At 61.8% G+C, this 21,228-nt stretch carries 19 protein-coding genes and 1 riboswitch; of the genes, 13 read left to right on the top strand and 6 right to left on the bottom strand.

From position 1 onward, the window contains the following. Positions 1 to 18 precede the first annotated feature (18 nt). The 3 genes from N8H22_RS20095 to N8H22_RS01910 all read left to right on the top strand — a co-directional run bounded on the left by N8H22_RS20095 (position 19) and on the right by N8H22_RS01910 (position 3,080). On the top strand, positions 19 to 1,224 hold the full coding sequence (locus N8H22_RS20095) for an O-antigen ligase family protein (RefSeq protein ID WP_264588934.1): 1,206 nt from the start codon (positions 19 to 21) through the stop codon (positions 1,222 to 1,224). Continuing rightward, complete coding sequence (locus N8H22_RS01915) at positions 1,215 to 2,048, top strand: lipopolysaccharide core biosynthesis protein (protein WP_264588933.1); 834 nt, start codon at positions 1,215 to 1,217, stop codon at positions 2,046 to 2,048. The genes N8H22_RS20095 and N8H22_RS01915 overlap by 10 nt, the downstream gene beginning before the upstream one ends. Positions 2,049 to 2,195: 147 nt before the next feature. After that, the gene (locus N8H22_RS01910) at positions 2,196 to 3,080 is read left to right on the top strand and encodes a phosphotransferase (protein ID WP_264588932.1); all 885 of its coding nucleotides are present in this window, start codon (positions 2,196 to 2,198) and stop codon (positions 3,078 to 3,080) included. Here the strand turns inward: N8H22_RS01910 and N8H22_RS01905 are convergent. Next, a complete protein-coding gene (locus tag N8H22_RS01905) occupies positions 3,065 to 3,679 on the bottom strand; it encodes a lipopolysaccharide kinase InaA family protein (protein ID WP_264588931.1) in 615 nt (204 codons plus the stop codon). The genes N8H22_RS01910 and N8H22_RS01905 overlap by 16 nt on opposite strands. A 34-nt stretch (positions 3,680 to 3,713) precedes the next feature. On the opposite strand from N8H22_RS01905, the gene msbA reads away from it, so the two are divergent. The 4 genes from msbA to hldE all read left to right on the top strand — a co-directional run bounded on the left by msbA (position 3,714) and on the right by hldE (position 9,293). Beyond that, positions 3,714 to 5,513, top strand: coding sequence for a lipid A export permease/ATP-binding protein MsbA (gene msbA, locus N8H22_RS01900; protein ID WP_264588930.1), 1,800 nt, complete (start codon positions 3,714 to 3,716; stop codon positions 5,511 to 5,513). After that, positions 5,514 to 6,410, top strand: coding sequence for an antimicrobial resistance protein Mig-14 (locus tag N8H22_RS01895; protein ID WP_264588929.1), 897 nt, complete (start codon positions 5,514 to 5,516; stop codon positions 6,408 to 6,410). It begins immediately after the preceding gene. A 3-nt stretch (positions 6,411 to 6,413) separates the two neighbouring features. Beyond that, positions 6,414 to 7,808 carry a PIG-L family deacetylase gene (locus tag N8H22_RS01890; protein ID WP_264588928.1) on the top strand — a complete coding sequence of 465 codons (1,395 nt, stop codon included), beginning with the start codon at positions 6,414 to 6,416 and terminating at the stop codon, positions 7,806 to 7,808. Positions 7,809 to 7,871: 63 nt separating this feature from the next. Beyond that, on the top strand, positions 7,872 to 9,293 hold the full coding sequence (hldE, locus tag N8H22_RS01885) for a bifunctional D-glycero-beta-D-manno-heptose-7-phosphate kinase/D-glycero-beta-D-manno-heptose 1-phosphate adenylyltransferase HldE (protein ID WP_264588927.1): 1,422 nt from the start codon (positions 7,872 to 7,874) through the stop codon (positions 9,291 to 9,293). A 51-nt stretch (positions 9,294 to 9,344) separates the two neighbouring features. Here the strand turns inward: hldE and N8H22_RS01880 are convergent, their stop codons facing one another. The 3 genes from N8H22_RS01880 to N8H22_RS01870 all read right to left on the bottom strand — a co-directional run bounded on the left by N8H22_RS01880 (position 9,345) and on the right by N8H22_RS01870 (position 12,301). Beyond that, the gene (locus N8H22_RS01880) at positions 9,345 to 10,232 is read right to left on the bottom strand and encodes a metal ABC transporter ATPase (RefSeq protein ID WP_264588926.1); all 888 of its coding nucleotides are present in this window, start codon (positions 10,230 to 10,232) and stop codon (positions 9,345 to 9,347) included. Between the two features lie 87 nt (positions 10,233 to 10,319). Further along, complete coding sequence (locus N8H22_RS01875; protein ID WP_264588925.1) at positions 10,320 to 11,129, bottom strand: aldo/keto reductase; 810 nt, start codon at positions 11,127 to 11,129, stop codon at positions 10,320 to 10,322. Further along, positions 11,126 to 12,301, bottom strand: a complete 1,176-nt coding sequence (locus N8H22_RS01870; RefSeq protein ID WP_264588924.1) for an FAD-dependent oxidoreductase — start codon at positions 12,299 to 12,301, stop codon at positions 11,126 to 11,128. The genes N8H22_RS01875 and N8H22_RS01870 overlap by 4 nt, the downstream gene beginning before the upstream one ends. A gap of 195 nt (positions 12,302 to 12,496) precedes the next feature. On the opposite strand from N8H22_RS01870, the gene waaA reads away from it, so the two are divergent. Further along, positions 12,497 to 13,765 (top strand): lipid IV(A) 3-deoxy-D-manno-octulosonic acid transferase, encoded by a 1,269-nt coding sequence (gene waaA / locus N8H22_RS01865; RefSeq protein WP_264588923.1) that lies wholly within the window; start codon positions 12,497 to 12,499, stop codon positions 13,763 to 13,765. Positions 13,766 to 13,832: 67 nt separating this feature from the next. Here the strand turns inward: waaA and N8H22_RS01860 are convergent, their stop codons facing one another. Continuing rightward, positions 13,833 to 15,284, bottom strand: coding sequence for a TolC family outer membrane protein (locus N8H22_RS01860; protein WP_264588922.1), 1,452 nt, complete (start codon positions 15,282 to 15,284; stop codon positions 13,833 to 13,835). Between the two features lie 153 nt (positions 15,285 to 15,437). Further along, positions 15,438 to 15,544: riboswitch (TPP riboswitch) on the top strand. A 101-nt stretch (positions 15,545 to 15,645) separates the two neighbouring features. Here N8H22_RS01860 and thiC point away from each other — a divergent pair. Beyond that, on the top strand, positions 15,646 to 17,529 hold the full coding sequence (gene thiC, locus N8H22_RS01855) for a phosphomethylpyrimidine synthase ThiC (protein ID WP_264588921.1): 1,884 nt from the start codon (positions 15,646 to 15,648) through the stop codon (positions 17,527 to 17,529). A gap of 57 nt (positions 17,530 to 17,586) precedes the next feature. On the opposite strand, the gene N8H22_RS01850 is transcribed toward thiC, so the two are convergent. Further along, complete coding sequence (locus N8H22_RS01850) at positions 17,587 to 18,324, bottom strand: RsiV family protein (protein WP_264588920.1); 738 nt, start codon at positions 18,322 to 18,324, stop codon at positions 17,587 to 17,589. 216 nt (positions 18,325 to 18,540) lie between these two features. Between N8H22_RS01850 and N8H22_RS01845 the strand changes: the two genes are divergently transcribed. From N8H22_RS01845 to N8H22_RS01830, 4 genes are all read left to right on the top strand, one after another. Beyond that, the gene (locus tag N8H22_RS01845; RefSeq protein WP_264588919.1) at positions 18,541 to 19,158 is read left to right on the top strand and encodes an NUDIX domain-containing protein; all 618 of its coding nucleotides are present in this window, start codon (positions 18,541 to 18,543) and stop codon (positions 19,156 to 19,158) included. Next, positions 19,155 to 19,601, top strand: coding sequence for a DUF1249 domain-containing protein (locus tag N8H22_RS01840; RefSeq protein WP_264589327.1), 447 nt, complete (start codon positions 19,155 to 19,157; stop codon positions 19,599 to 19,601). The genes N8H22_RS01845 and N8H22_RS01840 overlap by 4 nt, the downstream gene beginning before the upstream one ends. A 112-nt stretch (positions 19,602 to 19,713) precedes the next feature. Continuing rightward, positions 19,714 to 20,529: a 3',5'-cyclic-AMP phosphodiesterase gene (gene cpdA, locus N8H22_RS01835; RefSeq protein WP_264588918.1), complete on the top strand. Its 816-nt coding sequence runs from the start codon at positions 19,714 to 19,716 to the stop codon at positions 20,527 to 20,529. Positions 20,530 to 20,606: 77 nt separating this feature from the next. Beyond that, positions 20,607 to 21,224, top strand: a complete 618-nt coding sequence (locus tag N8H22_RS01830; protein WP_264588917.1) for a YqiA/YcfP family alpha/beta fold hydrolase — start codon at positions 20,607 to 20,609, stop codon at positions 21,222 to 21,224. Positions 21,225 to 21,228 lie beyond the last annotated feature (4 nt).

Raw genomic sequence — 21,228 nt, 5'->3', positions numbered from 1 at the left:
ATCGTGATGGTTTAGTGTGTGAATATTTTTGAAAAAGTTAATCATTCTGTTAGGCCGTGGCTGCCTTTAATGGCTTTGCTTCCCGTCGCGGTTGTAATGCTGGGAAGATTTTGGTGGCCCGGTGAAACTTCCGCTTGGGCTAGTAGTACGCGTTTTGCTTTGCTGGCATTTTTTCTTTGTTACCTTGTGGCGGGCCGGCCCGTTTGTACGACGCAGGATAAAGGCCTCCTCGTCATCCTGGTGCTTTTAGCATGCTGGATTGGAGTTAGCGTATTAATGTTCGGAGGCCAATCAGAAGTGCTGCGGCGTGGATTCGTGCTCGCCGTGTTCATCTGTGCCGTGGCGTTGTTGAAGGCTGTGGACGAAGCCAAGCTGCGGAGTCTGCTACAGGCAGCAGCTGCGCTGGGTGGTGTGGCTGCCTTGGTGACGCTCGTCACTGAGTTGGATAGGCGGGGGCTGGATTTCAGCTATCGGGCGTTTCGTTTGCACAGCTCGGGGATTCCCGGTTTTGCCGAGTTTTTCAATCCGATTATTTCGGGAATGCACATGGCATTTGCTGGCCTGACCGCATGTTGGTGCGTACTGGTTACTCGGAAATCGTCAGCTAGATTGTTCTGGATTTGCTGCCTGTTGATCATATCTGGTTATGTTTTTCTGACCTATTCGCGAAGCGCCTGGCTCGCGCTGGGACTTGGTGGTCTCGTTTTGTTGGTTCTGCGTGGCCGGCTTGTGTTCTGGGCTATCTTCGGAGGCGCACTGTTAGGCGCGCTGGTGCTGCTCGGATTCAAATTTCCTGAAATATTTTCAATTGAGTTGGAGCGTGGTACGAGCTATCGGACTCTTATATGGAAAATGGTGCTGGATAGCATGTCTGGTTTCTGGCTCTTTGGCCATGGCGCCGGAGTGGAAATGAGCAAAATGCAGATTCCTGGGCAGACCGTGGTCAATACCCATAGTCTCTATCTGGAAGTTCTCTTTCAGTATGGAATTGTGGGGTTGCTGATTTTTGTTTCGTTACTGTTGAAGTCTATCCACTTGATGTGGGCTGATCGTTCGGATTTCTCTGTCTTGTGTCTTTCGATATTGCTTGCCAGTATCGGTGTTATGTTTTTTGAGCTCCATTCTTTTATACATTCACCGAATCTGATCTGGTTATGGATCTGGTTTCCTATTGCGGTTGCGCTAGGTAGCAGTATCAATAGGGAGGGACAGCGATGGGCTTGACGGTTGAGGAGTTGGAAGGCCTGGGATCGATAAGGCTTAACGATTTTTCCGCGCTGAAAGGGCGTTTTAGCGGCGCTCTCTTCATCATCGCCTCCGGACCTTCGGTCAACCAGTTTCCCATGCAGTGGTATCGGAATGTGCCGATGATTGCTGTGAACGGATCAATCATGCGGTTTGTCGAGGAGGGTGTTAAGCCACTTTTCTATCTGTGTGATGACAAAGGTGTTGCAGCTCGCAAGGGGCTGGCGGTAGCGACGGGCATAAGGCTATCGGCAAACGCGGCGCTTAGTCGTTCAGCGTTCAATGAGGTTGCGAAGCATAGCCCTGAAGTATTGTCCGGTGAGAATCTGTACTTGTTGGAAAGAGTGAATCGAGCCGTTGGTCATGCCGCGATGACTGATCGGCGGTTCGCATGGTCGGTGCGAAATAATCCTGATTTCGCTGTGGAGTGGTCGCTTTTTCGGCAGAAGCCGAATCGAATCGGGTTCAGCCGAAACATGGCGAACGGCTACTTCAATGGCAGAACTATCGCCTATGCTGCTTTGCAAGTGGCTTACCACTTGGGTTTCGATAAAGTTTTTCTGGTCGGTGTGGATATGACGCCAGAGGCTGGCCAGTTTTATGATCCGAAGGGAGAGATCGTGCCAAGTCGGCTCGGCGATGATTATGAAGAATATATCTTTCCAAGTTTCGCGCTGATGGCAAGAAAGATAGTTAGTTCGAAATTTGCTGTCTATAACCTCTCGAAAAATAGTCGTATTCCAGACGACCTGATTCCAAAAATAAACTACGAGCAAGTGGATCGACTGCTGGCGGCTAAATAAAGCTCCGGCTGGACCTGCGTGCGTCTTTTCTTGTTTTCGTAAGGCTTGGTACAAAGCTTCATTGATCAGCGTTTTTGCCTAGGGGGCAGTGTGCGGTTTCTTTCTTCGTTGATGCGACGCTTCGGCTTTGCCGGAGATTTTTCCCAAATGAAGCAGTTGGCGGAGAAGCATGCGTTGCGCAATGATCATGCTGCCTACGAGCTTGCGTTGATGCGCTTTGATTCAGGAGTTTCTTTTGACGAGTCTTGCGAATTACGGGAATTCGTTGGATCAGGCAAGGGGCGATACACGTTAAATAGCTACAGGAAGTTGGCGTGCAGCAGTGGTTTATTTTTTGAAAAAATTTATGCTGCAGACTCATTGGATTGGCGGAAGTGCCAGTATTTTTATGAGCAAGTAGTTCCGAAATTGGGCGGCGAATACGTTCGTGTGCCTGCGCTGCGTTGCTCGCAGGGTGGAAATCGGTTGGTAGTCGCAAGACTCGAGTTTGTCGAGTTCACGCCGATTGATCAGCACTCGTACATTGACGAGGTCGTTTCGATTACAAACCGGTTAGCAAGTCTCGGTGTCAGTGGGGCTGATGTGCCTGCGGAGTTGCTCGATCTGTCGCTGCACTTTGGCTTCGAGCGCTGTTTTCAGAAGACCTTGGGGGTAGTGCTGCGAGCGGGCGGGAACGTTGACCTGCTTAAGATCATGCGTGATCGCTGCGAGGCGCTGCCTAGATTTGTTGGGCATGGGGATTTAAGCAGGCCAAACATGGGCGGAGGAGCTCTGGTTCTGGATTGGGACAATTTCGGGTTCTATCCGCCCGGATTTGATCTGGCCCTGGCCTTGGTGCTGAGCGGTGGCTTGCTGGGCGATGCTGAGCTAGAAGATTTTGCTCGCCGAGGATACGACCCAATCGCGGAACATTGTTCATTTCACGATTTCTGGTTTTCTCTGGTGTTCTTTTACAGTGTGTTTCTTTCTGCTCGAAAAGCAGAGCATAAGATTTACTGCTTGGGACTGTTAGAGGGTTACTCGCACGCTTGAGCAGCAGTGTTGTAGTTCTGGATTAGTCTATCTATGGGGAAATCCGGAATTTTTCTACGTTGTAGATAGCGTTGCAAGTGCTCGAGATTTCTCTTTGCTTGCCAGCTGCTCAGGCGCCGTCGCTTCTTGTGGAGATCGAGAAAATCAATCAAGCCAAAGCCCCCCTCAGGTAGGAAGAGCACGTTTCCCAGATGCAGTGAGCGGAAGTAGATGCCTTGTCGATGTAATTTTAAAACGAACGAGGCAAATGCTGGGATCAAGTTCTCCATTTGGTTTGGTTTGTCTTTGAATAATGTTTCCAGCGATATTCCAGGAAGGGGTTCGTAGATGCATGCGCTGAGTCCTTTTGCACGGTCCAGCCATAGCGTTTCGACAACTTTTGGTGCTGGTATAAAGAGATCGTGCAAAATTCTGGCGTTCTTCGCGAAGCGCTGTGCCGGTGGAATCGCTCTGGCGAACCAGGGGTGGCGTCGCGTGTGGAAGATTTTAAGGATCAGGCTGTTCTGCAGTAGGACGACCTTCGGTCCTCGGCTGTCTTTTTCGAGCACTGTCCCCTGCTCCAGCCAATCCTGCAGTTCCGGTCCTGATACAATCCGCATCTTGTTCCTCTAGCCAGTCGTATGAGGCTTGCCAATGGCCGATTCCAACCAGCAATCCAGTCTGAAAGTGTACCTGCGGTTGCTGAGGTATGTCTTGCCGTACTGGAGCCTGTTCGTTATCAGTATTCTGGGATTTCTAATCTTCTCGTCCACCCAGCCGATGCTTGGCTACATTCTCAAGTATTTTGTTGATGGCCTCGCCAATCCCGAGGCGAGCCTGTTCCCCGATGTACCTTATCTAAGCGATCTGAACCTCGTTCAGCTTGTGCCCATGCTGATCGTTCTTATCGCTTTGCTGCAGGGCATCGGCTCCTATCTCGGCAATTATTTTCTGGCCAGAGTGTCGCTGGGCTTAGTGCACGACCTGCGCATCGCGCTGTTCAACAACTTGCTGACGCTGCCCAACCGCTATTTCGACAGCCACAACTCCGGACACCTGATCTCGCGGATCACCTACAACGTGACCATGGTCACCGGGGCGGCCACCGATGCGATCAAGGTGGTGGTGCGCGAGGGTATGACGGTGATCTTCCTGTTCGCCACGTTGCTGTGGATGAACTGGAAACTGACCATGGTGATGGTGGCGATCCTCCCGGTGATCGGGGTGATGGTGGCCAGCGCCAGCAAGAAGTTTCGCAAGCAGAGCAAGAAGATTCAGGTCGCGATGGGCGACGTGACGCACGTCGCTTCAGAAACCATTCAAGGCTATCGGGTGGTGCGCAGTTTTGGTGGCGAGGCCTACGAGCAGGCTCGCTTCATGGGCGCCAGTCGGGACAACACGGCCAAGCAACTGCGTATGACTAAGACCAACGCGGTCTATACACCCACGCTGCAACTCGTGATCTACAGTGCCATGGCTGTGCTGATGTTTCTGGTGCTGTTCATGCGTGGTGACGCATCAGCGGGCGACCTGGTGGCCTACATCACTCTTGCGGGTCTGCTGCCCAAGCCGATCAGACAACTTTCCGAGGTCAGTTCGACGATTCAGAAAGGTGTTTCGGGCGCCGAGAGCATCTTTGAACAACTCGACGAGCAGCCGGAAAGAGACAGTGGAACGCTAGAGCGCGAACGGGTCGCCGGTCATCTGCAGGTCAGTGGCCTCAACTTCGTCTATCCCGGCAGCGACAAGCAGGTGCTGCAGGACATCAACTTCACCGTCGAGCCCGGGCAGATGGTTGCGCTGGTCGGGCGCTCGGGTAGCGGCAAGTCGACGTTGGCGAATCTTATTCCGCGCTTCTACCACCATGATCAGGGGCAGATATTGCTGGACGGTGTGGAGGTGGAGGATTACACGCTGCGCAATCTGCGCCGTCATATCGCGCTGGTGACGCAGCAGGTCACGCTGTTCAACGACTCGGTTGCCAACAACATTGCCTACGGCGATCTGGCGGGCGCGCCGATCGAGGACATCCGGCGTGCGGCGGAGGCGGCCTACGCCGATGAGTTCATTCAGCAGATGCCACAGGGTTATGACACCCAGGTCGGGGAGAATGGCGTATTGCTTTCCGGAGGCCAGCGTCAACGTCTGGCGATCGCTCGTGCGCTGTTGAAGAACGCCCCAGTGCTGATTCTTGACGAGGCGACGTCGGCGCTGGATACCGAATCCGAGCGGCATATCCAGGGTGCGTTGGATCATGTCATGCAAGGTCGCACCACGCTGGTCATCGCCCATCGCCTGAGCACCATCGAGAAAGCCGATCTGATTCTGGTGATGGAGCAGGGACGCATCGTCGAGCGCGGCACCCACGCCGAGCTGCTGGCAGCCAACGGAGCTTATGCGAGGCTCCACGCGACGCAGTTCAAAGATGAAGTGGCCGACGAGCAGGAATCCTGAATGTTGCAGTTCCTCCAAAGTTGGCGCGAGCGTGGCTGGCGCGTAATCGATGCGCCGACCTACGCCGAAGTCTGGCAGCGCTATGGGGGGAGTGTCGCCACGCATCCTGACGTCATCGAGCGTTTGGCGCGTCTTGCGGACATTCCGGTGCGCTACCTGGCTTGGGAGCGGCAGGGTGAATGGATCGCCGCAGTCCCATGCTGGGGCCGGCACCTGGCGCTCTCCAAGGATGTTCTGAAAAAGACCGGCAAGCGCGGCCTGTTCGACCTGGGCAATGCCGAGATCATCCTGCCGGTGGCCGAGCAGGCGAGCGTCCCGGTACGCCAGCGCATGCGCTATGTATCCGAACTCAATGCGGGCCGTATCAGCACGCTTCGTGAGCAGCCAGAAGGTCTGGCACTGGCGCGTGAGCCGGAGGAGTACTCGAAGAAATTCCGCTACAACCAGCGTCGCGAGCAGCGCCAGCTGGAGGAAGCGGGAGGCGTGCTGCGTCCGATGCTCGACTTCTCGGCAGCGGAGCAGGCGGCAATCTATGCCGAGCTGTTTCAGCGACGGTGGAACTTCGAGGCGCCTGGCAAAGCTCACTTGCAGGAAGTGTTCGAGCTACTTCGCGAGTTCATGATCGGGTCGGTGGTGTTTCTCGACGAGCAGCCGATCGCCATCCAGATTCTCTATCGGGTGGAGGCGCCGAAGTGGGTGTCGATCGAGTACATCAACGGCGGCGTCGATCCGCAGCAGCGTGATTTCAGCCCGGGCAGCGTGCTCAGTTTTGTTAACACCCAGGCGGCCTGGACCGAGGCGCGTGCGCTGGGCAAGCCGCTGCGGTATTCCTTCGGCCGTGCGGACCGTGAGTACAAGGACCGCTGGTGCAACCGAGTTCCGGTTTATCAGGTATGAGCCATGAGCGCACGCAAGCAGCAGCTGCTTAAACGCCACCGCAAGAACAAGCGTATCGCGCTGCTGATCGCGCTCATTTCGTTGTTGCTCATTGGCGTGCTGGTCAGCTGGTGGCTGGTGCCGCTGCTGCTGGTGCTGGGCTGGATTGCCCACGAGGCATGGTTCGCCGACCATCTGTTCTATCGTCCCCAGGACGATTACAGGTACGAGTTTCCGGCCGATGCCATGCACTACCCCGTGCTCATTGAAGGCGGGCGGTTGGTGCTGCCAGGCGATTTCCAGCCTGCTGATACGCTGGTTCTCGAGGTACAACTGCAGGCGTCCTGGCTCGGCCGCTGGCTGGATCCGCAGGTATGGATCGATGCTGACCGGCAGGACTTCGAGCGTGGCGTCGCGGGGCGGCGCTATCTCAATCTGTCAGGTCAGCATGAACTGCTTTGCCAGGGTGCCCTTCGCATTCGCGGGCGCTTCTGCCGGCTGCCGAGCGATGCAACGCTGCATGCGATGCGTAATCCGGACTATGCCGAGCGTCGCCTGCTGATCATCGCGCCGCACGCTGACGATGCCGAACTGGCAGCCTTCGGTCTGTACAGTCGCGCGCGTGATGTCATGATCGTGACTTTGACCCAGGGCGAGATCGAGGCGGAAGGCTACCGGCGCCTTGGTCTGGACCCAGCCGCCGCGGCTCGGCTGAAAGGGCGCCTGCGCGCCTGGGACAGTCTGGCTGTTCCGCTTTGGGGAGGCGTGCCGCAGGCGCGTTGCGTGCAGCTCGGCTACTACTGTTTGCAGCTACCGGCTATGGCCGAAGAACCGGGGCGCGCGTTCGCTTCCCGCGAGTCGGGCGAGCTGGATATCCGTAACGTGCGCCAGCACAATCCGCTTTCACTGCCTGCCGATACCGATGGCCTGCCCAGCTGGCGGAACCTTCAGGCCGACCTGCGCGCGCTGTTGGAGCACTTCCGCCCTGAGGTGGTGGTTACGCCACATCCCGAACTCGATCCGCATGCCGATCATGTCGCAGCCACGCGTGCGTTGTATCAGGCGATCGAGGAGGGCGAGTGGATGCCTGAGGCGTTACTGCTCTACGCTAATCATCTGCACGACAATGATCGCTGGCCGATGGGGCCGGCCGAGGGTGGGGTCGCACTGCCGCCGGCGATTGAAGCGCTGCCTGCGGATCGCCTGTGGAGTCCCACGTTGGGTGCCGAGGCGCGGCTGAACAAGGCGCTGGCGCTGGGCATGCAACATGATTTGCAGGGCCCGCTACCACTCAAGAAACGCCTGCGCCGGCTGATCCAGGCTGTCCTTGTCGGCCGCCGCTGGCCGCGCACCGGCGACGACGAGTTCTTCCGCAAGGCCGTGCGCCGGCACGAGCTTTTCTGGGTGCGCGAGCTATAGCCCGGTAACTCGCCGGTCGCATGCTATGATCCCGCCGTTTTTTTCTGCCCGCCGGAGCTCTTCATGAAACTGTCCATGCCCCGTTTTGACCACGCCCCGGTTCTGGTAGTGGGCGATGTCATGCTCGACCGTTACTGGCATGGCGGTACGTCGCGCATCTCGCCCGAGGCACCGGTGCCGGTGGTCAAGGTCGAGCAGATCGAGGATCGCCCCGGTGGCGCGGCCAACGTTGCGTTGAACATCGCCGCTCTGGGCGCGCCTGCCCGACTGGTCGGTGTGACCGGCGAGGACGAGGCGCGTCAGAGCCTGGCCGACAGCCTCGCTGCCGCCGGTGTGGAAGCGCATTTCCAATGCATCGAGCACCAGCCCACCATCGTCAAGCTACGCGTGATGAGCCGGCATCAGCAATTGCTGCGGATGGATTTCGAGGAATCGTTCGACACTGATCCGGCGGCCTTGCTGGCCGAGGTGGAAGGCTTGCTGGCCGGGGTCAAGGTGCTGGTGCTGTCTGACTACGGCAAGGGCGCGCTGAAGAACCATCAGGCGCTGATCCAGGCGGCGCGGCACCGTGGCATTCCGGTGCTTGCCGACCCCAAGGGTAAAGACTTCGAGATTTATCGAGGCGCCTCGCTGATCACGCCGAACCTTGGCGAATTCGAGGCGATCGTTGGTCATTGTGCCGATGAGGCCGAGCTGGTGGCCAAGGGCGCGGAGCTGATGCGCAAGCTGGATCTCGGCGCCTTGCTGGTCACCCGTGGCGAGCATGGCATGACCCTCCTGCGTCCCGATCATGCGCCGCTGCACTTGCCGGCACGGGCGCGTGAGGTGTTCGACGTCACAGGGGCCGGCGATACGGTGATTTCCACTCTCGCTGCCGCCCTGGCCGCCGGCGAGGAGCTGCCTCAGGCGGTGGCATTGGCCAACCTGGCGGCCGGCATCGTGGTCGGCAAGCTGGGTACCGCTGCCATCAGTGCGCCGGAGCTGCGTCGCGCGGTGCAGCGCGAGGAAGGCTCGGAACGCGGCGTGATGACCGTCGAGCAACTGCTGACTGTCGTCGGGGATGCCCGTGCCCAAGGCGAGAAGATCGTCTTCACCAACGGTTGTTTTGACATCCTGCATGCTGGGCATGTGACCTATCTCGAGCAGGCGCGTGCGCAGGGCGACCGGCTGATCGTCGCGGTCAACGACGATGCCTCGGTGAGTCGTCTGAAAGGTCCGGGCCGACCGATCAATTCGGTGGATCGTCGCATGGCGGTACTGGCCGGGCTGGAGGCGGTGGATTGGGTGGTGTGCTTCGCCGAAGACACGCCGGAAAACCTGCTGGCCCAGGTCCGTCCCGATGTGCTGGTCAAGGGCGGCGACTACGGTGTCGAGCAGGTGGTCGGTGCCGAACTGGTGAAGGCCTATGGCGGCGCGGTGAAGGTGCTGGGTCTGGTGGAAAACAGCTCGACCACCGCCATTGTCGAGAAGATCCGCAGCCGCTGACAGCCACCGGCAGGGACGCCGCCGCTTTCTGCGGAGTCGTCTGGGGAGCGCCTAGCGCGCTGCCGCCACCGGCCTGGCGGCCCACCAGTCCCTCCAGCGAACACGCTCCTCGCGTACCACCCAGCCGTCCTGCGGCGCGAAGCTTTCCGACAGCCACAGTCCGCGCGTGCTCACCGGGCTGAATTGGCCGTTGCGCAGTTGCAGGAGCTGATCCTGGGGTTGACCCTGGTGCAGAGGAAGCAGATAGAGGTCGGGCTTTCCGCGCTCCAGTCGAGCTACCAGCTGGCCCTCCTCGAGGCGTTCGTCGACGTGGAACAGGCTGAGCTGGCGCGCCTCCTTCGGCAGCTCCAGACGCATGTCGTAGACCAGCTGCAGCGAGGCTGTCGGCAGGTGCACATAGGCGCGCGGACGTTCCATCAGCACCATGTTGCCGCAATGCACTGGGCGCGTGGCGCCGGACTGCGAGGCGAGTTTGAAGTGCACCGCCTCCCGGTAACGCAGGGCACCTTCGTAAGGTGTCGGCAGCCAGGTGTCGCCGAAGCGTCCGCCAAGCCAGCCTTCTGGCGTTTCCAGCAGGCATTCTTCGGCAATCTCCTGGATGGCGGTCAGCAATGGCAGATTCAGCTCATGCGCCGGCACGTAACCGGAGATCAGCTTGAGCACCACGTCGCCGCGGTCCAGGCGCTGCTGCCGGACCAGTACCCAGTATTCCCGGCCCTGCCAGCAGAGGGTCAGGCGGACCGAGACGCCCAGATTGGCCAGCTCGATGGCGAAGCGGCCCGGATCGGCCACCTCAACCGGGCGCCGGCGCTCGATGACCTCGGCGAAATTCAGCGGCCGGCCCAGGCTCTGGTAGCTCAGACTGTCATGGCCGGCCTCGACGTACAGCGGTAAGGTCTTGAACGCGGTGGGATTCTTGCGTACGAGAATGTTCGGCATTCGCCTCCTCCTTTGCGTCGGGGTGGGCGTGGACGGTTGCAGTTCGTTGCCTTGCAAGCGAATGGAAGAGCCTAGCTCAGCAAACCGTCAGTTGCCGGTAAGAACGGCAGCTGCAGTGCGTACGTTATCCGTCAGGTGCTGTGGGTTGATAGTGCCGATGATCGCGCCACTGACGCCCGGATGGCTGAACAGCAGCTCGAAGCTGCGGCGTACCGGATCCTCTCCCGGTTTGAGACAGGCGTGGCCGCTGGCCAGCGCCTTCTTGATCAGGATGCCCTTGCCGTGGGTCGCGGCGTAGTCCAGTACCGGGCGTTCGGCCTGCTCGTTGAGGTTGTAGGTGACCATCGCACAGTCGCCCTGCTGCAGCGCCAGCAGCCCGCCAGCGACGGTCTTGCCGGAGAGCCCATAGGCGAGAATCTTGCCTTCGCGCTTGAGCTCGGCGAGGGTCTGGTAGACGGCGCTGTGTTGCAGAATGTCGAGGTCGTTGCCGTCGGAATGTACCAGCACCAGCTCGAGGCGGTCGGTGTGTAGGCGCTTTAGGCTACGCTCGACGGAAAAGCGTGTGTGCGCCGCGGAAAAATCGAAGCGCGACAGGCCATTCTCGAACTCCTCGCCGACCTTGCTGACGATCACCCAGTCGTCGCGCTGGCCGGCGAGCAACGGGCCCAGGCGCTCCTCGCTAACGCCATAGGCGGGGGCGGTATCGATCAGGTTGATGCCCAGTTCGCGGGCGAGCGCCAGCAGCTGGCGCGCCTGCGCGTCGTCGGGAATGGAAAAACCGTTGGGGTACTTCACGCCCTGGTCGCGCCCCAGTTTGACGGTCCCCAGACCCAGTGGCGAGATCGTCAAGCCGGTGCTGCCGAGCGGCCGGTGCAGGCCGTGCAGGGTCGCGCTCATGGCAGCAAGCCCTCCCAGAACGGCCCGGTCAGCGGTGGCCTTGGCAGTTCCGGTAGCGCCGGATGCTGGCTGGGACGGATGCCATCGCGGGCGAGGGCGGCTTCGACGCGGTCGGCTAGATCGGGCGACAGCGCCAGTTTGGTCGGCCAGCCGATCAGCAGACGGCCGTGCTCGGCGAGGAAGGCATTGTCCGGGCGCGCGAGGGCCGACTGCGCCGGTTCGGCGCGATCGATGCGCAGCGTGGCCCAGTGCGCAGCGGACAAGTCAATCCAGGGCACCAGTTCGGCCAGTTCCTTTTTTGCTACAGCGATCTGGCGGGCTTCGTCCCGCGCCACGCCATCGGCTTCGGCCAGATCGCCACCGAGATACCAGACCCACTCGCCGTCGGCTGTCGGGTGGCTGGTCACGGTGATCCGCGGCTTGGTGCCGCCGCCCAGGCAATGGGCGTAGAGCGGCTTGAGCGTAGGCGCCTTGACGATGACCATGTGCAGCGGGCGGCGCTGCATGGCCGGCTGCTGCAGGCCGAGCGCGGCGAGCAGCTCGGCGGTCCCGCCGCCCGCGCTGAAGACGATGCGCTGGGCACGGATTTCGCGACCATCGACGCGCAGGCCGACCAGCTCGGCCCCGTCGCGCAGCGGCTCGATCTGCTGGCCGGCCAGCAGGCTATCGCCGGCCAGCTCGGCCAGGCGAGCGATCAGGCTGGGCACGTCCAACACCAGCTCGCTAAGGCGGTACACCTTGCCCTTGAAGCCGGGATGTTGCAGCGCCGGCGGCAGCTCGGCGCCCTTGACCTGGCCGACCCGCGAACGGACGGCCTTGCTGGCGAAGAAGCTGGTGAGATTGCCGGTCAGGGTGCCCGGTGACCACAGATAGTGTGCATCGGAGAGCAGGCGCACGCCGCGCAGGTCCAGTTCGCCGTGCCCCTCGAGCGCCTCGCGCCAGCGGCGTGGCATGTCGGCGATGGCCTCGGAGGCGCCGGTCAGTGCACCGTGCAGCGCGTATTTGGTGCCGCCGTGGATGATGCCCTGGGACTTCACGCTCTGGCCGCCGCCCAATGCGCCTCTGTCGACCAACAGGGTGGCAAAGCCCTGACGACGCAGACGTGCATTGAGCCAGAGACCGGCGACGCCGCCGCCAACGATCAGGACGTCGGTGCTGAGGGATTCGGGCATTAGCGGACCTCGCTGGGCTAGACAGGCCGGCAGTATAACCGGACCGCGGTGGCCACAAGCGGCGGCACCGAAGTGGCAGATACCCGCGCGCTTGAATCTGGAAGCCGTAGGCGACCTCTGAGGACCTCAGCCCGCCCGGTGCGGAAGCGGATGGTGGGCGCGAGGCGATCCAGCTTTCGAGTAAACTCCGCCCCCATGAATCGCACCCTCTACAGCCTGCTGTTTCATCTCGGTCTGCCGCTGGTCTTCCTGCGTCTGCTCTGGCGCGCCTGGCGCGCGCCGGCGTATTCGCGCCGCATCGGCGAGCGCTTCGCCGTCGGACTGCCGCCGTTCCGGCCGGGAGGCATCTGGGTGCATGCGGTTTCGGTGGGCGAAAGCATCGCTGCGGCGCCGATGATTCGCGCGCTGATGGCGCGTTACCCGCAGCTGCCGATCACTGTCACCTGCATGACACCAACCGGTTCCGAGCGCATCCAGGCGCTGTTCGGCGACAGCGTGCAGCACTGCTACCTGCCTTACGACTTGCCCTGGGCGGCGGCGCGCTTTCTCAATCGGCTACAGCCACGACTGGCGGTGGTGATGGAAACCGAGCTCTGGCCCAACCATATTCATCAGTGCGCGCGCCGTGGTATCCCGGTGGCGCTCGCCAATGCCCGCCTGTCGGTGCGCTCGGCCCGCGGCTACGCACGTTTCGGCCGACTGACCGCGCCGATGCTGGGCGAGCTTAGCCTGCTCGCGGTGCAGACCGCGGCAGAGGCCGAGCGCTTTCGCCAGCTCGGTGCGCATAGCGAGTGCGTCGAGGTGACCGGCTCAATCAAGTTCGACCTGATCATCGACCCTGCGCTGCTGGCGCGTGCAACCGACCTGCGCCAGCAGTGGTCGGCGCTGGAGCGGCCGCTATGGATTGCCGCCAGCACCCATGCTGGCGAGGACGAGGTCATCCTGGCCGCCCACCGGCAGCTGCTGGCCGAACATCCGCAGGCGTTGCTGGTGCTGGTACCGCGACATCCGGAGCGCTTCGCTACGGTGGTCGAGCTGTGTCGCCGGGAGGGTTTTGCTACCGTTCGGCGCTCCCGGGAAGAAGCGGTTACCGCTCAGGCCCAGGTATTGGTCGGCGATACCATGGGCGAGCTGTTGTTTCTTTATGCGCTGGCCGACGTTGCCTTCGTCGGCGGCAGTCTGGTGCCCAATGGCGGGCACAACCTGTTGGAGCCGGCGGCGCTGGGCAAGCCGGTACTCAGCGGTCCGCACCTGTTCAACTTTCTCGAGATATCGGCCCAGCTGCGCGATGCGGGCGCGTTGCGCGAGGTGAAAGACGCCGGGGAGTTGACGAGCGCGGTGAGCGAACTGTGGCGGGACCCCGCCCGGGTGCGGCGGATGCGCGATGGGGGGTTGAGCGTGCTCAAGGCCAATCAGGGCGCGCTCGAGCGCTTGCTGGGCGGCTTGCAGCGGCTGCTTCATTAGTTGCGTGAAGCCCACGGGGCGCGGGATCGAAAGGTTTCGCCGCGGCACCGATGGGCTTCGGTAGCGCTCAGTAGTCCACTCGCACCGGCTGGCCTATGGTCTGCGGCAGGTCGGGCGGCAGGAAGTCGGTATCCGGGTTGTAGTCCGGCTTCAGGTAGGCCGCCAGCTGTTGCAGATCGCTTGGGCTGAGCGTGCCTGCGGCCTGCTTCAGCCGCAGGTTGTCGAGGATGTAGGCGTAGCGCGCGTTGTTGTAGTCGCGCACGGCGGCATATAGCCGACGCTGGGTATCGAGCACGTCGACGATGTTGCGGGTGCCGACCTGATAGCCGATTTCGGTGGCTTCCAGCGCGCTCTGGTTGGAGATGATCGACTGGCGGCGCGCCTGCACCTGCTCGATATCGGTGTTCACCGCGCGATGCAGATTGCGCGTGGCTTCCACCACCTGGCGCCGCAGGCTTTCGCGCTGTTGTTCGCTCTGGCTGAGCTGATGGAAGGCTTCGCGGCTCTGCGAGCTGGTCAGGCCGCCACTGTACAAGGGGATGTTCAGTTGCAGGCCGATGCTGCGCTGCTCGGCGTCGCCGGTATAGCGCGGGTAGCCCGGCAGAGCGTCGCTCATTCCGCTGTTGGTGAAGCCCAGGCTGTCATTGTCGCCTTTGCGATAGGCAGCCACCGCATCGACGGTTGGCGCATGGCCGGCACGGCGCTGGCGCAGGGTTTGCTCCGCGGCGGTCACTGCATAGTTCACCGCCAGCAGGTTGAGATTCTGCCGCGTCGCGGTATCGACCCAGGCGCCGGCGTCGTTGGGTGTCGGCGGCAGTACCGGCAGGGTGTGCTGGATGCCCTCCAGCGCGGGGTATTCGCGGTTTGTCAGGGTGTAGAGCGCCTGAAAGGCATCGTCGACCTGGCGCTGGGCGATCATGCGGTTGGCGCGTGCGGTGTCGAAACCGGCCTGGGCCTCGAGCATGTCGGTGCGGTCGGACAGACCCACTTCGAAGCGTTCGTTGGCCTGGTCCAGCTGGCGCTTGAAGGCAGATTCCTCGGCCTTCACTGCCGCCAGGTTGTCCTGCGCCCGCAGCACCGCGAAGTAGGTTTCGGCACTCTGCAGGATCAGGTCCTGCTCGGCGATCGAGTATTCCAGCGCCGCCTGTTCGCTGATGGCTTCGGCGGCCTTGAGCTGGAACCAGCGGTCGGCGCGGAAGATCGGCTGGCTGAGGGTTGCTTGATAGACGGTGCCGCTGCGTGACAGCGAGCGTGAGCCCTGGCTGGTATCGACGTCCGTTTCAGTGTCGTTCAGTTCGGCACCGGCGCTGAGGTTGGGCAGCAGCCCGGCGCGCGCCTGCGGCACGACTTCCTGGCGGGCGCGGAACTGCGCGCGGGCGGCGGCCAGATCGGCGTTGTTGTTGACGGCTTCCTGATAGACGCTGAGCAGGTCGGTCTTGCTGGCGAGCGGGGTTTCGGCCCAGGCCGTCCCGGCGAAGATGGCTGCCACGGCAATAGCCAGGGGAAGTCTACGCAGCATCTTGGGTCCATCCTGATTTGAACTGATGGGCAAGGCTAAGCGGCAGGCAACAGAGGGTCAAGGCGCGGCGCACGAGTGGGGAAAATGACCGAATGGTCGGTTCGCAGCGTCTGTCAGCGTGGTTTTCCCCGCGGGTCTTGATTAGACTCACTCCCGTTCTTGTCGGGGTGCCTTGAAGCGAAGGCTGAGATCGGAAAGTTCCGGATCCCGTTGAACCTGATCAGGTTAAGGCCTGCGTAGGGAACAAGATGTGCTCGCCAGCCGTTCCGGCGAGTTCACTCGGCGCCAATCCCGGCGCGCCCGATGCCCTTTACCCGCCGTGTTTTTCAGGTTCGCTCCGACACCAATCTGGAGTCAGCCGATGCGTGCCGAACAACCGAAGAACCTCAGCGAATCCGCTCAGGTCGACCAGCAGTCCATCCAACCTTTCCCGCGTTCGCAGAAAATTTATGTGCAGGGCTCGCGTCCGGACATCCGCGTGCCGATGCGCGAGATCAGCCTGGACGTGACACCCACTGACTTCGGGGGCGAGATCAACGCCCCGGTCACGGTGTATGACACCTCCGGCCCCTACACCGACCCAACTGTCAGCATCGACGTGCGTAAGGGGCTGGCCGACGTGCGCAGCGCCTGGATCGAGGAGCGCGGCGATACCGAGAAACTGCCGGGGCTGACCTCCGAGTTTGGCCAGCGCCGCCTGAACGATGCCGAGCTGACGGCCATGCGCTTCGCCCACGTGCGCAACCCGCGCCGGGCCAAAGCGGGCGCCAATGTCAGCCAGATGCACTATGCCAAGAAGGGGATCATCACCCCCGAGATGGAGTATGTCGCCATCCGCGAGAACATGAAGCTCGCTGAGGCGCGCGAAGCCGGATTGCTCCAGGAACAGCATGCCGGGCAGAGCTTCGGCGCGGCCATTCCCAAGGAAATCACCCCCGAATTCGTCCGTAGCGAAGTCGCCCGCGGCCGCGCGATCATTCCGGCCAACATCAACCACACCGAATTGGAGCCGATGATCATCGGCCGCAACTTCCTGGTGAAGATCAACGGCAATATCGGCAACAGTGCTCTCGGTTCGAGCATTGAAGAAGAAGTCGCCAAGCTGACCTGGGGCATCCGCTGGGGTTCGGACACCGTGATGGACCTGTCCACCGGCAAGCACATTCACGAAACCCGCGAGTGGATCATCCGCAACTCGCCGGTGCCGATCGGTACCGTACCGATCTACCAGGCGCTGGAGAAGGTCGGCGGCATCGCCGAAGACCTGACCTGGGAGCTGTTCCGCGACACCCTGATCGAACAGGCCGAGCAGGGTGTGGACTACTTCACCATCCACGCCGGCGTGCTGCTGCGCTATGTGCCGCTGACCGCCAAGCGGGTCACCGGCATCGTCTCGCGCGGCGGCTCGATCATGGCCAAGTGGTGCCTGGCGCACCACCAGGAAAACTTCCTCTATACGCACTTCGAAGACATCTGCGAAATCATGAAGGCCTACGACGTCAGCTTCTCGCTGGGCGACGGCCTGCGTCCCGGCTCGATCGCCGACGCCAACGACGCCGCGCAGTTCGGTGAGCTGGAAACCCTCGGCGAGCTGACCAAGATCGCCTGGAAGCACGACGTGCAGACCATGATCGAAGGCCCGGGCCACGTGCCGATGCAGATGATCAAGGAGAACATGGACAAGCAGCTGGAATGCTGCGACGAGGCGCCGTTCTACACCCTCGGCCCGCTGACCACCGACATCGCGCCGGGCTACGACCACATCACCAGCGGCATCGGCGCGGCGATGATCGGCTGGTTCGGCTGCGCCATGCTCTGCTACGTCACGCCGAAAGAGCACCTCGGCCTGCCGAACAAGGATGATGTGAAGACCGGCATCATCACCTACAAGATCGCCGCGCATGCCGCCGACCTGGCCAAGGGCCACCCGGGCGCGCAGATCCGCGACAACGCGCTGTCCAAGGCGCGCTTCGAGTTCCGCTGGGAGGACCAATTCAACCTCGGCCTCGATCCGGACACCGCGCGCGCCTTCCACGACGAGACGCTGCCGAAGGAGTCGGCCAAGGTCGCGCACTTCTGCTCCATGTGCGGGCCGAAGTTCTGCTCGATGAAGATCACCCAGGAAGTGCGCGAGTACGCCGCCGAGCACGGCCTGACCGACGAGCAGAAGGCCATCGAGGCCGGCTTCGCCGAGCAGTCCTCGCGCTTCAAGGATGAGGGCTCGGTGATCTACAAGCAGGTTTGACCGACAGGCTGTAGACGAGTCGAAGCGGGCCGGCAGATGCCGGCCCGCTTCGTATCCTCAGAGATATTTCGCTTTCAGAATGCCTTCCAGCTGTTCATGGGGAATGAACAGTTCAGGGTGCCCGCTTGAGTACGGCGCAATGCTGTACACGTCGTACTTGAGCAGCACGCTGTCTTTCAGCAGCGCGATGTTTGCGGTTTGCTGGAAGGGCCATGAGTCGATGAACCTGGGGTCCTGGGCATGGCCGTTCTCCGCCAGCCAGCGCTGGTGCGCCTGGCGCGCAACACGCCAGAAGTTGCCTTCCTGACCCGGGATCAGTACATCGTCCAGACGCAGCTCGCGATCGCGCTCGCGGTCGTAGTTGATGAAGCCGCGGCCGGGCATGCCGTGGGCGCCGCCGGTGTACAGATAGCTCGAGAGCTCTACGACCAGCGTGTTGCCGTGCTGCTCACGTAGCTTGGCCTGCAGGTAGCTGGCCCAGCCGGGTTCGGCGTTGCGCAGGAATTCGGCCTCGTAGCCTGCCAGCGACTCGGGCAGGCGCTCGTCCGGGCCGTTAACGGTCATCTGTCGCAGGCGCGCGTCAATCAGGCGATTCAGCTGCGGTTCGTCGGCGAAGTCCAGGGTGTCGATGTTCACCAGCGGGCAGCTCTCTCCGGTGCAGCCGGTCGGTCGCTGTTCGGTGAGGTTCTGGCGGACTTCGATCGGATGCTCTGCGGAAAAGTGCTGGCAGGCGCTCAGTAGCATGGCGAAGCCACTCAGCATGATGAACTTGCGGATGGAAACGGGTGAATTCATGGTTCGTCCAAGCATGACGGTGCGCTTTCGATTACGGATGCGGCGTGAAGTTCGTGCTGGCCAGTGCACGGAGCTTTCTCCGGGAACGGTGGTCTGCAAAGGGCTGCGCCAGAAGAAACCGCGCGTTAGGATGAGTCGAAGCCGCTCACGATGTGACGGTTGCAGTCATCCGCGGCGGCGTGCGGCGCGGATCAAACCGATATGTGAGTAGTACCCATGAGCGAAACCTTCAAGCCCGGCCCGGATGATGTCGAGATCCTCCGACGAGAGCAATGTTTCAGCGGTTTCTACCGGCTGGAGCGCCTGCACCTGCGCCATCGTCAGTTCAGTGGCGAGATGGGTGTCGAGCTCAGTCGCGAGTTGTTCGTGCGTCATGATGCGGTCTGCGTGCTGCCTTACGATCCGCGTCTGGACAGGGTGGTGCTGATCGAGCAGTTCCGCGTCGGCGCGTTGGGCAAGGTCGACAATCCCTGGCTGATAGAGCTGGTGGCGGGGTTGATCGACAAGGACGAACAACCCGAGGAGGTCGCGCGTCGCGAGGCGATCGAAGAGGCCGGACTTGAGTTGGGAGCGCTGTGGCCGGTCAGTCAGTACTTTCCTTCGCCAGGTGGCAGCGATGAGCGCGTTCATCTGTATATCGGTCATTGCGACAGTGAGGGCGCAGACGGCATCTTCGGCCTGGACGAGGAGGGCGAGGATATCCGCGTGCACGTCTGGACATTGCAGGAAGCGCTGTGTGCAGTGGAAGACGGTCGTATCGACAATGCCGCCAGCATCATCGCGCTGCAGTGGCTGGCGCTGAATCGCGACAAGGTGCGGGGGGCTTGGACATGAGAAAAACGCGCGAGCGCTACCGCGTCGACCTGCTGGAACTGCAGGCTGCCTGCGAGGCCAATTATCTGCGCCTGATGCGTCTGTTGCCGAACATGCGTCACGCGTGCGAGGCGCGCCGCATCGCCATCAGTCAAGGTGACCTGCTGCTTGGTGTGCTGGTACTCGAGGTGCTGGAAAGCTGTCCCTACACCACGACGCTGCAGGTCAGTCAGGAACACTGCCTGAGCTGGTTGCCGGTGCCCAAGATGGAGGTGCGGGTCTACCACGACGCGCGCATGGCCGAGGTCATCCGCGCCGAGAATGCCCGGCGGTTGCGTGGCATCTATGCCTACCCCAACGCGCAGATGCACCAGCCCGATGAGAAGACGCAGCTCAATCTGTTCCTCGGTGAGTGGCTGGGCCACTGTCAGGCGTGCGGCCACGAGCTGGAACCGGTGCTCTGAGCGCCCGCCCGGGCGAGCGCCGTTTCTGTGATCCACGCCCACTTCCTGCGGTTTCCCTCCCGCGTGTGCCCTACCATAATTCGTTTGCGATTTCCCTCAAGGAGAAGGGCCCTTGCTTGGTGCGTCCCTGACTGCTGCTGAAGAGTCGGTGCTGCTGGTGCAGATCACCGATAGCCATCTGTTCGCGCCAGCGGAAGGCAAGCTTCTGGGCATGGATACCTGCGAAAGCCTGCAGCGGGTGATCGACCTGGTGCTCGCTGAGCAGCCGCGGATCGACCTGATGCTGGCTACCGGCGATCTGTCTCAGGATGGCTCGGTGGCGTCGTATCTGCGCTTTCGTGAACTGTCCGCACGGATTGCCGCTCCGGCGCGCTGGTGTCCGGGCAATCATGACGAGCGTGCGGCCATGCTCGAAGCAACGCGCGGCACGCGCCTGATGGAGCCGGTGCTGGAACTTGGCGGCTGGCGCGTGATCATGCTCGACACCTTGGTGTCCGGCGCGGTATTCGGCATGCTGGACGGACAGCAGCTCGAGCTGCTCGACGATACACTGCGCGCTGCCCCCGAACGGCATCATCTGGTGTGCCTGCACCATCATCCGGTGGCGGTCGGCAGCCGCTGGATGGACAGCATCGGCCTGCAAGAGCCCGAGCGGCTGTTCGAGGTGCTGGATCGTTACAGCAACGTGCGGGCACTGCTTTGGGGGCACATCCACCAGGAGTTCGACCAGTCGCGTAACGGCGTGCGCTTGCTCGCCTCGCCTTCCACTGGCGTGCAGTTCACACCTCGCAGCGAGAGCTTCCAGGTCGATACCCTGGCCCCCGGCTATCGCTGGTTGCGGCTGTATGGCGACGGGCGCCTGGAAACTGGCGTGTCGCGGGTCAATGGCATCGCGTTCGAGGTGGACTACAGCGTCAAGGGCTACTGAATCTCGCCGGCAGGCGGCTTGCACCTTGCGGCGTCCGCCTTGTAGCCTTCCCCGTCCTTTGCCTGCCAGCGAACCGAATGACCAGCGATCAGCCCGCCATCCTCTATATCCACGGCCTCAACAGTTCGCCGCTGTCGCAGAAGGCTCGTCAGCTGAGTCGCGCGCTGGCGCGTATCGGCATGGCCGAGCGCCTGCGCGTGCCTGCGCTGCACCACCACCCGCGTCAGGCCATCGCCCAGCTGGAGACGGCGCTCGCCGAGCTGGGGAGGCCGCTGCTGGTCGGCAGCTCCCTCGGCGGCTACTATGCGACCCACCTCGCCGAACGGCACGGTTTGCGCGCGCTGCTGATCAATCCGGCGGTGACGCCACATCGGCGTTTCGACGGCTATCTGGGGCCGCAGACCAATCTCTACAGCGGCGAGGTCTGGGAGCTTACTCATGACCATGTCGCGGCGCTGGCGGAGCTGGAAGTGCCGCCGCCGCAGGATGCCGAGCGCTATCAGGTCTGGCTGCAGACCGGCGACGAAACGCTGGACTATCGTCATGCCGCCGGCTTCTACCAAGGCTGCGCTGTGCGCATCCAGGCAGGCGGCGATCACGGTTTTCAGGGCTTTGTCGAGCGTCTGCCAGCGCTGCTGGCATTCGCCGGATTCGATCCGGCGCTCTGGCTCGCAACCGACTTTTCCGATTCATAAGCTA

This window comes from Stutzerimonas sp. S1 (assembly GCF_025966695.1).
Lineage (GTDB): Bacteria > Pseudomonadota > Gammaproteobacteria > Pseudomonadales > Pseudomonadaceae > Stutzerimonas.
The sequence above is the reverse complement of the archived record's forward strand: the minus strand, read 5'-3'. Positions and strand labels throughout refer to the sequence as shown.

What these genes read in the sequence shown, in the direction of transcription:
- N8H22_RS01890 (WP_264588928.1), top strand. Translation starts at nt 6,414, where the DNA reads ATGAGCGCACGCAAGCAGCAGCTGCTTAAACGCCACCGCAAGAACAAG.
- N8H22_RS01850 (WP_264588920.1), bottom strand. Translation starts at nt 18,324, where the DNA reads ATGAATTCACCCGTTTCCATCCGCAAGTTCATCATGCTGAGTGGCTTC.
- N8H22_RS01880 (WP_264588926.1), bottom strand. Translation starts at nt 10,232, where the DNA reads ATGCCGAACATTCTCGTACGCAAGAATCCCACCGCGTTCAAGACCTTA.
- N8H22_RS01840 (WP_264589327.1), top strand. Translation starts at nt 19,155, where the DNA reads ATGAGAAAAACGCGCGAGCGCTACCGCGTCGACCTGCTGGAACTGCAG.
- N8H22_RS01910 (WP_264588932.1), top strand. Translation starts at nt 2,196, where the DNA reads ATGAAGCAGTTGGCGGAGAAGCATGCGTTGCGCAATGATCATGCTGCC.
- waaA (WP_264588923.1), top strand. Translation starts at nt 12,497, where the DNA reads ATGAATCGCACCCTCTACAGCCTGCTGTTTCATCTCGGTCTGCCGCTG.
- N8H22_RS01875 (WP_264588925.1), bottom strand. Translation starts at nt 11,129, where the DNA reads ATGAGCGCGACCCTGCACGGCCTGCACCGGCCGCTCGGCAGCACCGGC.
- N8H22_RS01915 (WP_264588933.1), top strand. Translation starts at nt 1,215, where the DNA reads ATGGGCTTGACGGTTGAGGAGTTGGAAGGCCTGGGATCGATAAGGCTT.
- N8H22_RS01830 (WP_264588917.1), top strand. Translation starts at nt 20,607, where the DNA reads ATGACCAGCGATCAGCCCGCCATCCTCTATATCCACGGCCTCAACAGT.
- N8H22_RS01870 (WP_264588924.1), bottom strand. Translation starts at nt 12,301, where the DNA reads ATGCCCGAATCCCTCAGCACCGACGTCCTGATCGTTGGCGGCGGCGTC.
- msbA (WP_264588930.1), top strand. Translation starts at nt 3,714, where the DNA reads ATGGCCGATTCCAACCAGCAATCCAGTCTGAAAGTGTACCTGCGGTTG.
- thiC (WP_264588921.1), top strand. Translation starts at nt 15,646, where the DNA reads ATGCGTGCCGAACAACCGAAGAACCTCAGCGAATCCGCTCAGGTCGAC.
- N8H22_RS01845 (WP_264588919.1), top strand. Translation starts at nt 18,541, where the DNA reads ATGAGCGAAACCTTCAAGCCCGGCCCGGATGATGTCGAGATCCTCCGA.
- N8H22_RS01895 (WP_264588929.1), top strand. Translation starts at nt 5,514, where the DNA reads ATGTTGCAGTTCCTCCAAAGTTGGCGCGAGCGTGGCTGGCGCGTAATC.
- N8H22_RS01905 (WP_264588931.1), bottom strand. Translation starts at nt 3,679, where the DNA reads ATGCGGATTGTATCAGGACCGGAACTGCAGGATTGGCTGGAGCAGGGG.
- N8H22_RS01860 (WP_264588922.1), bottom strand. Translation starts at nt 15,284, where the DNA reads ATGCTGCGTAGACTTCCCCTGGCTATTGCCGTGGCAGCCATCTTCGCC.
- hldE (WP_264588927.1), top strand. Translation starts at nt 7,872, where the DNA reads ATGAAACTGTCCATGCCCCGTTTTGACCACGCCCCGGTTCTGGTAGTG.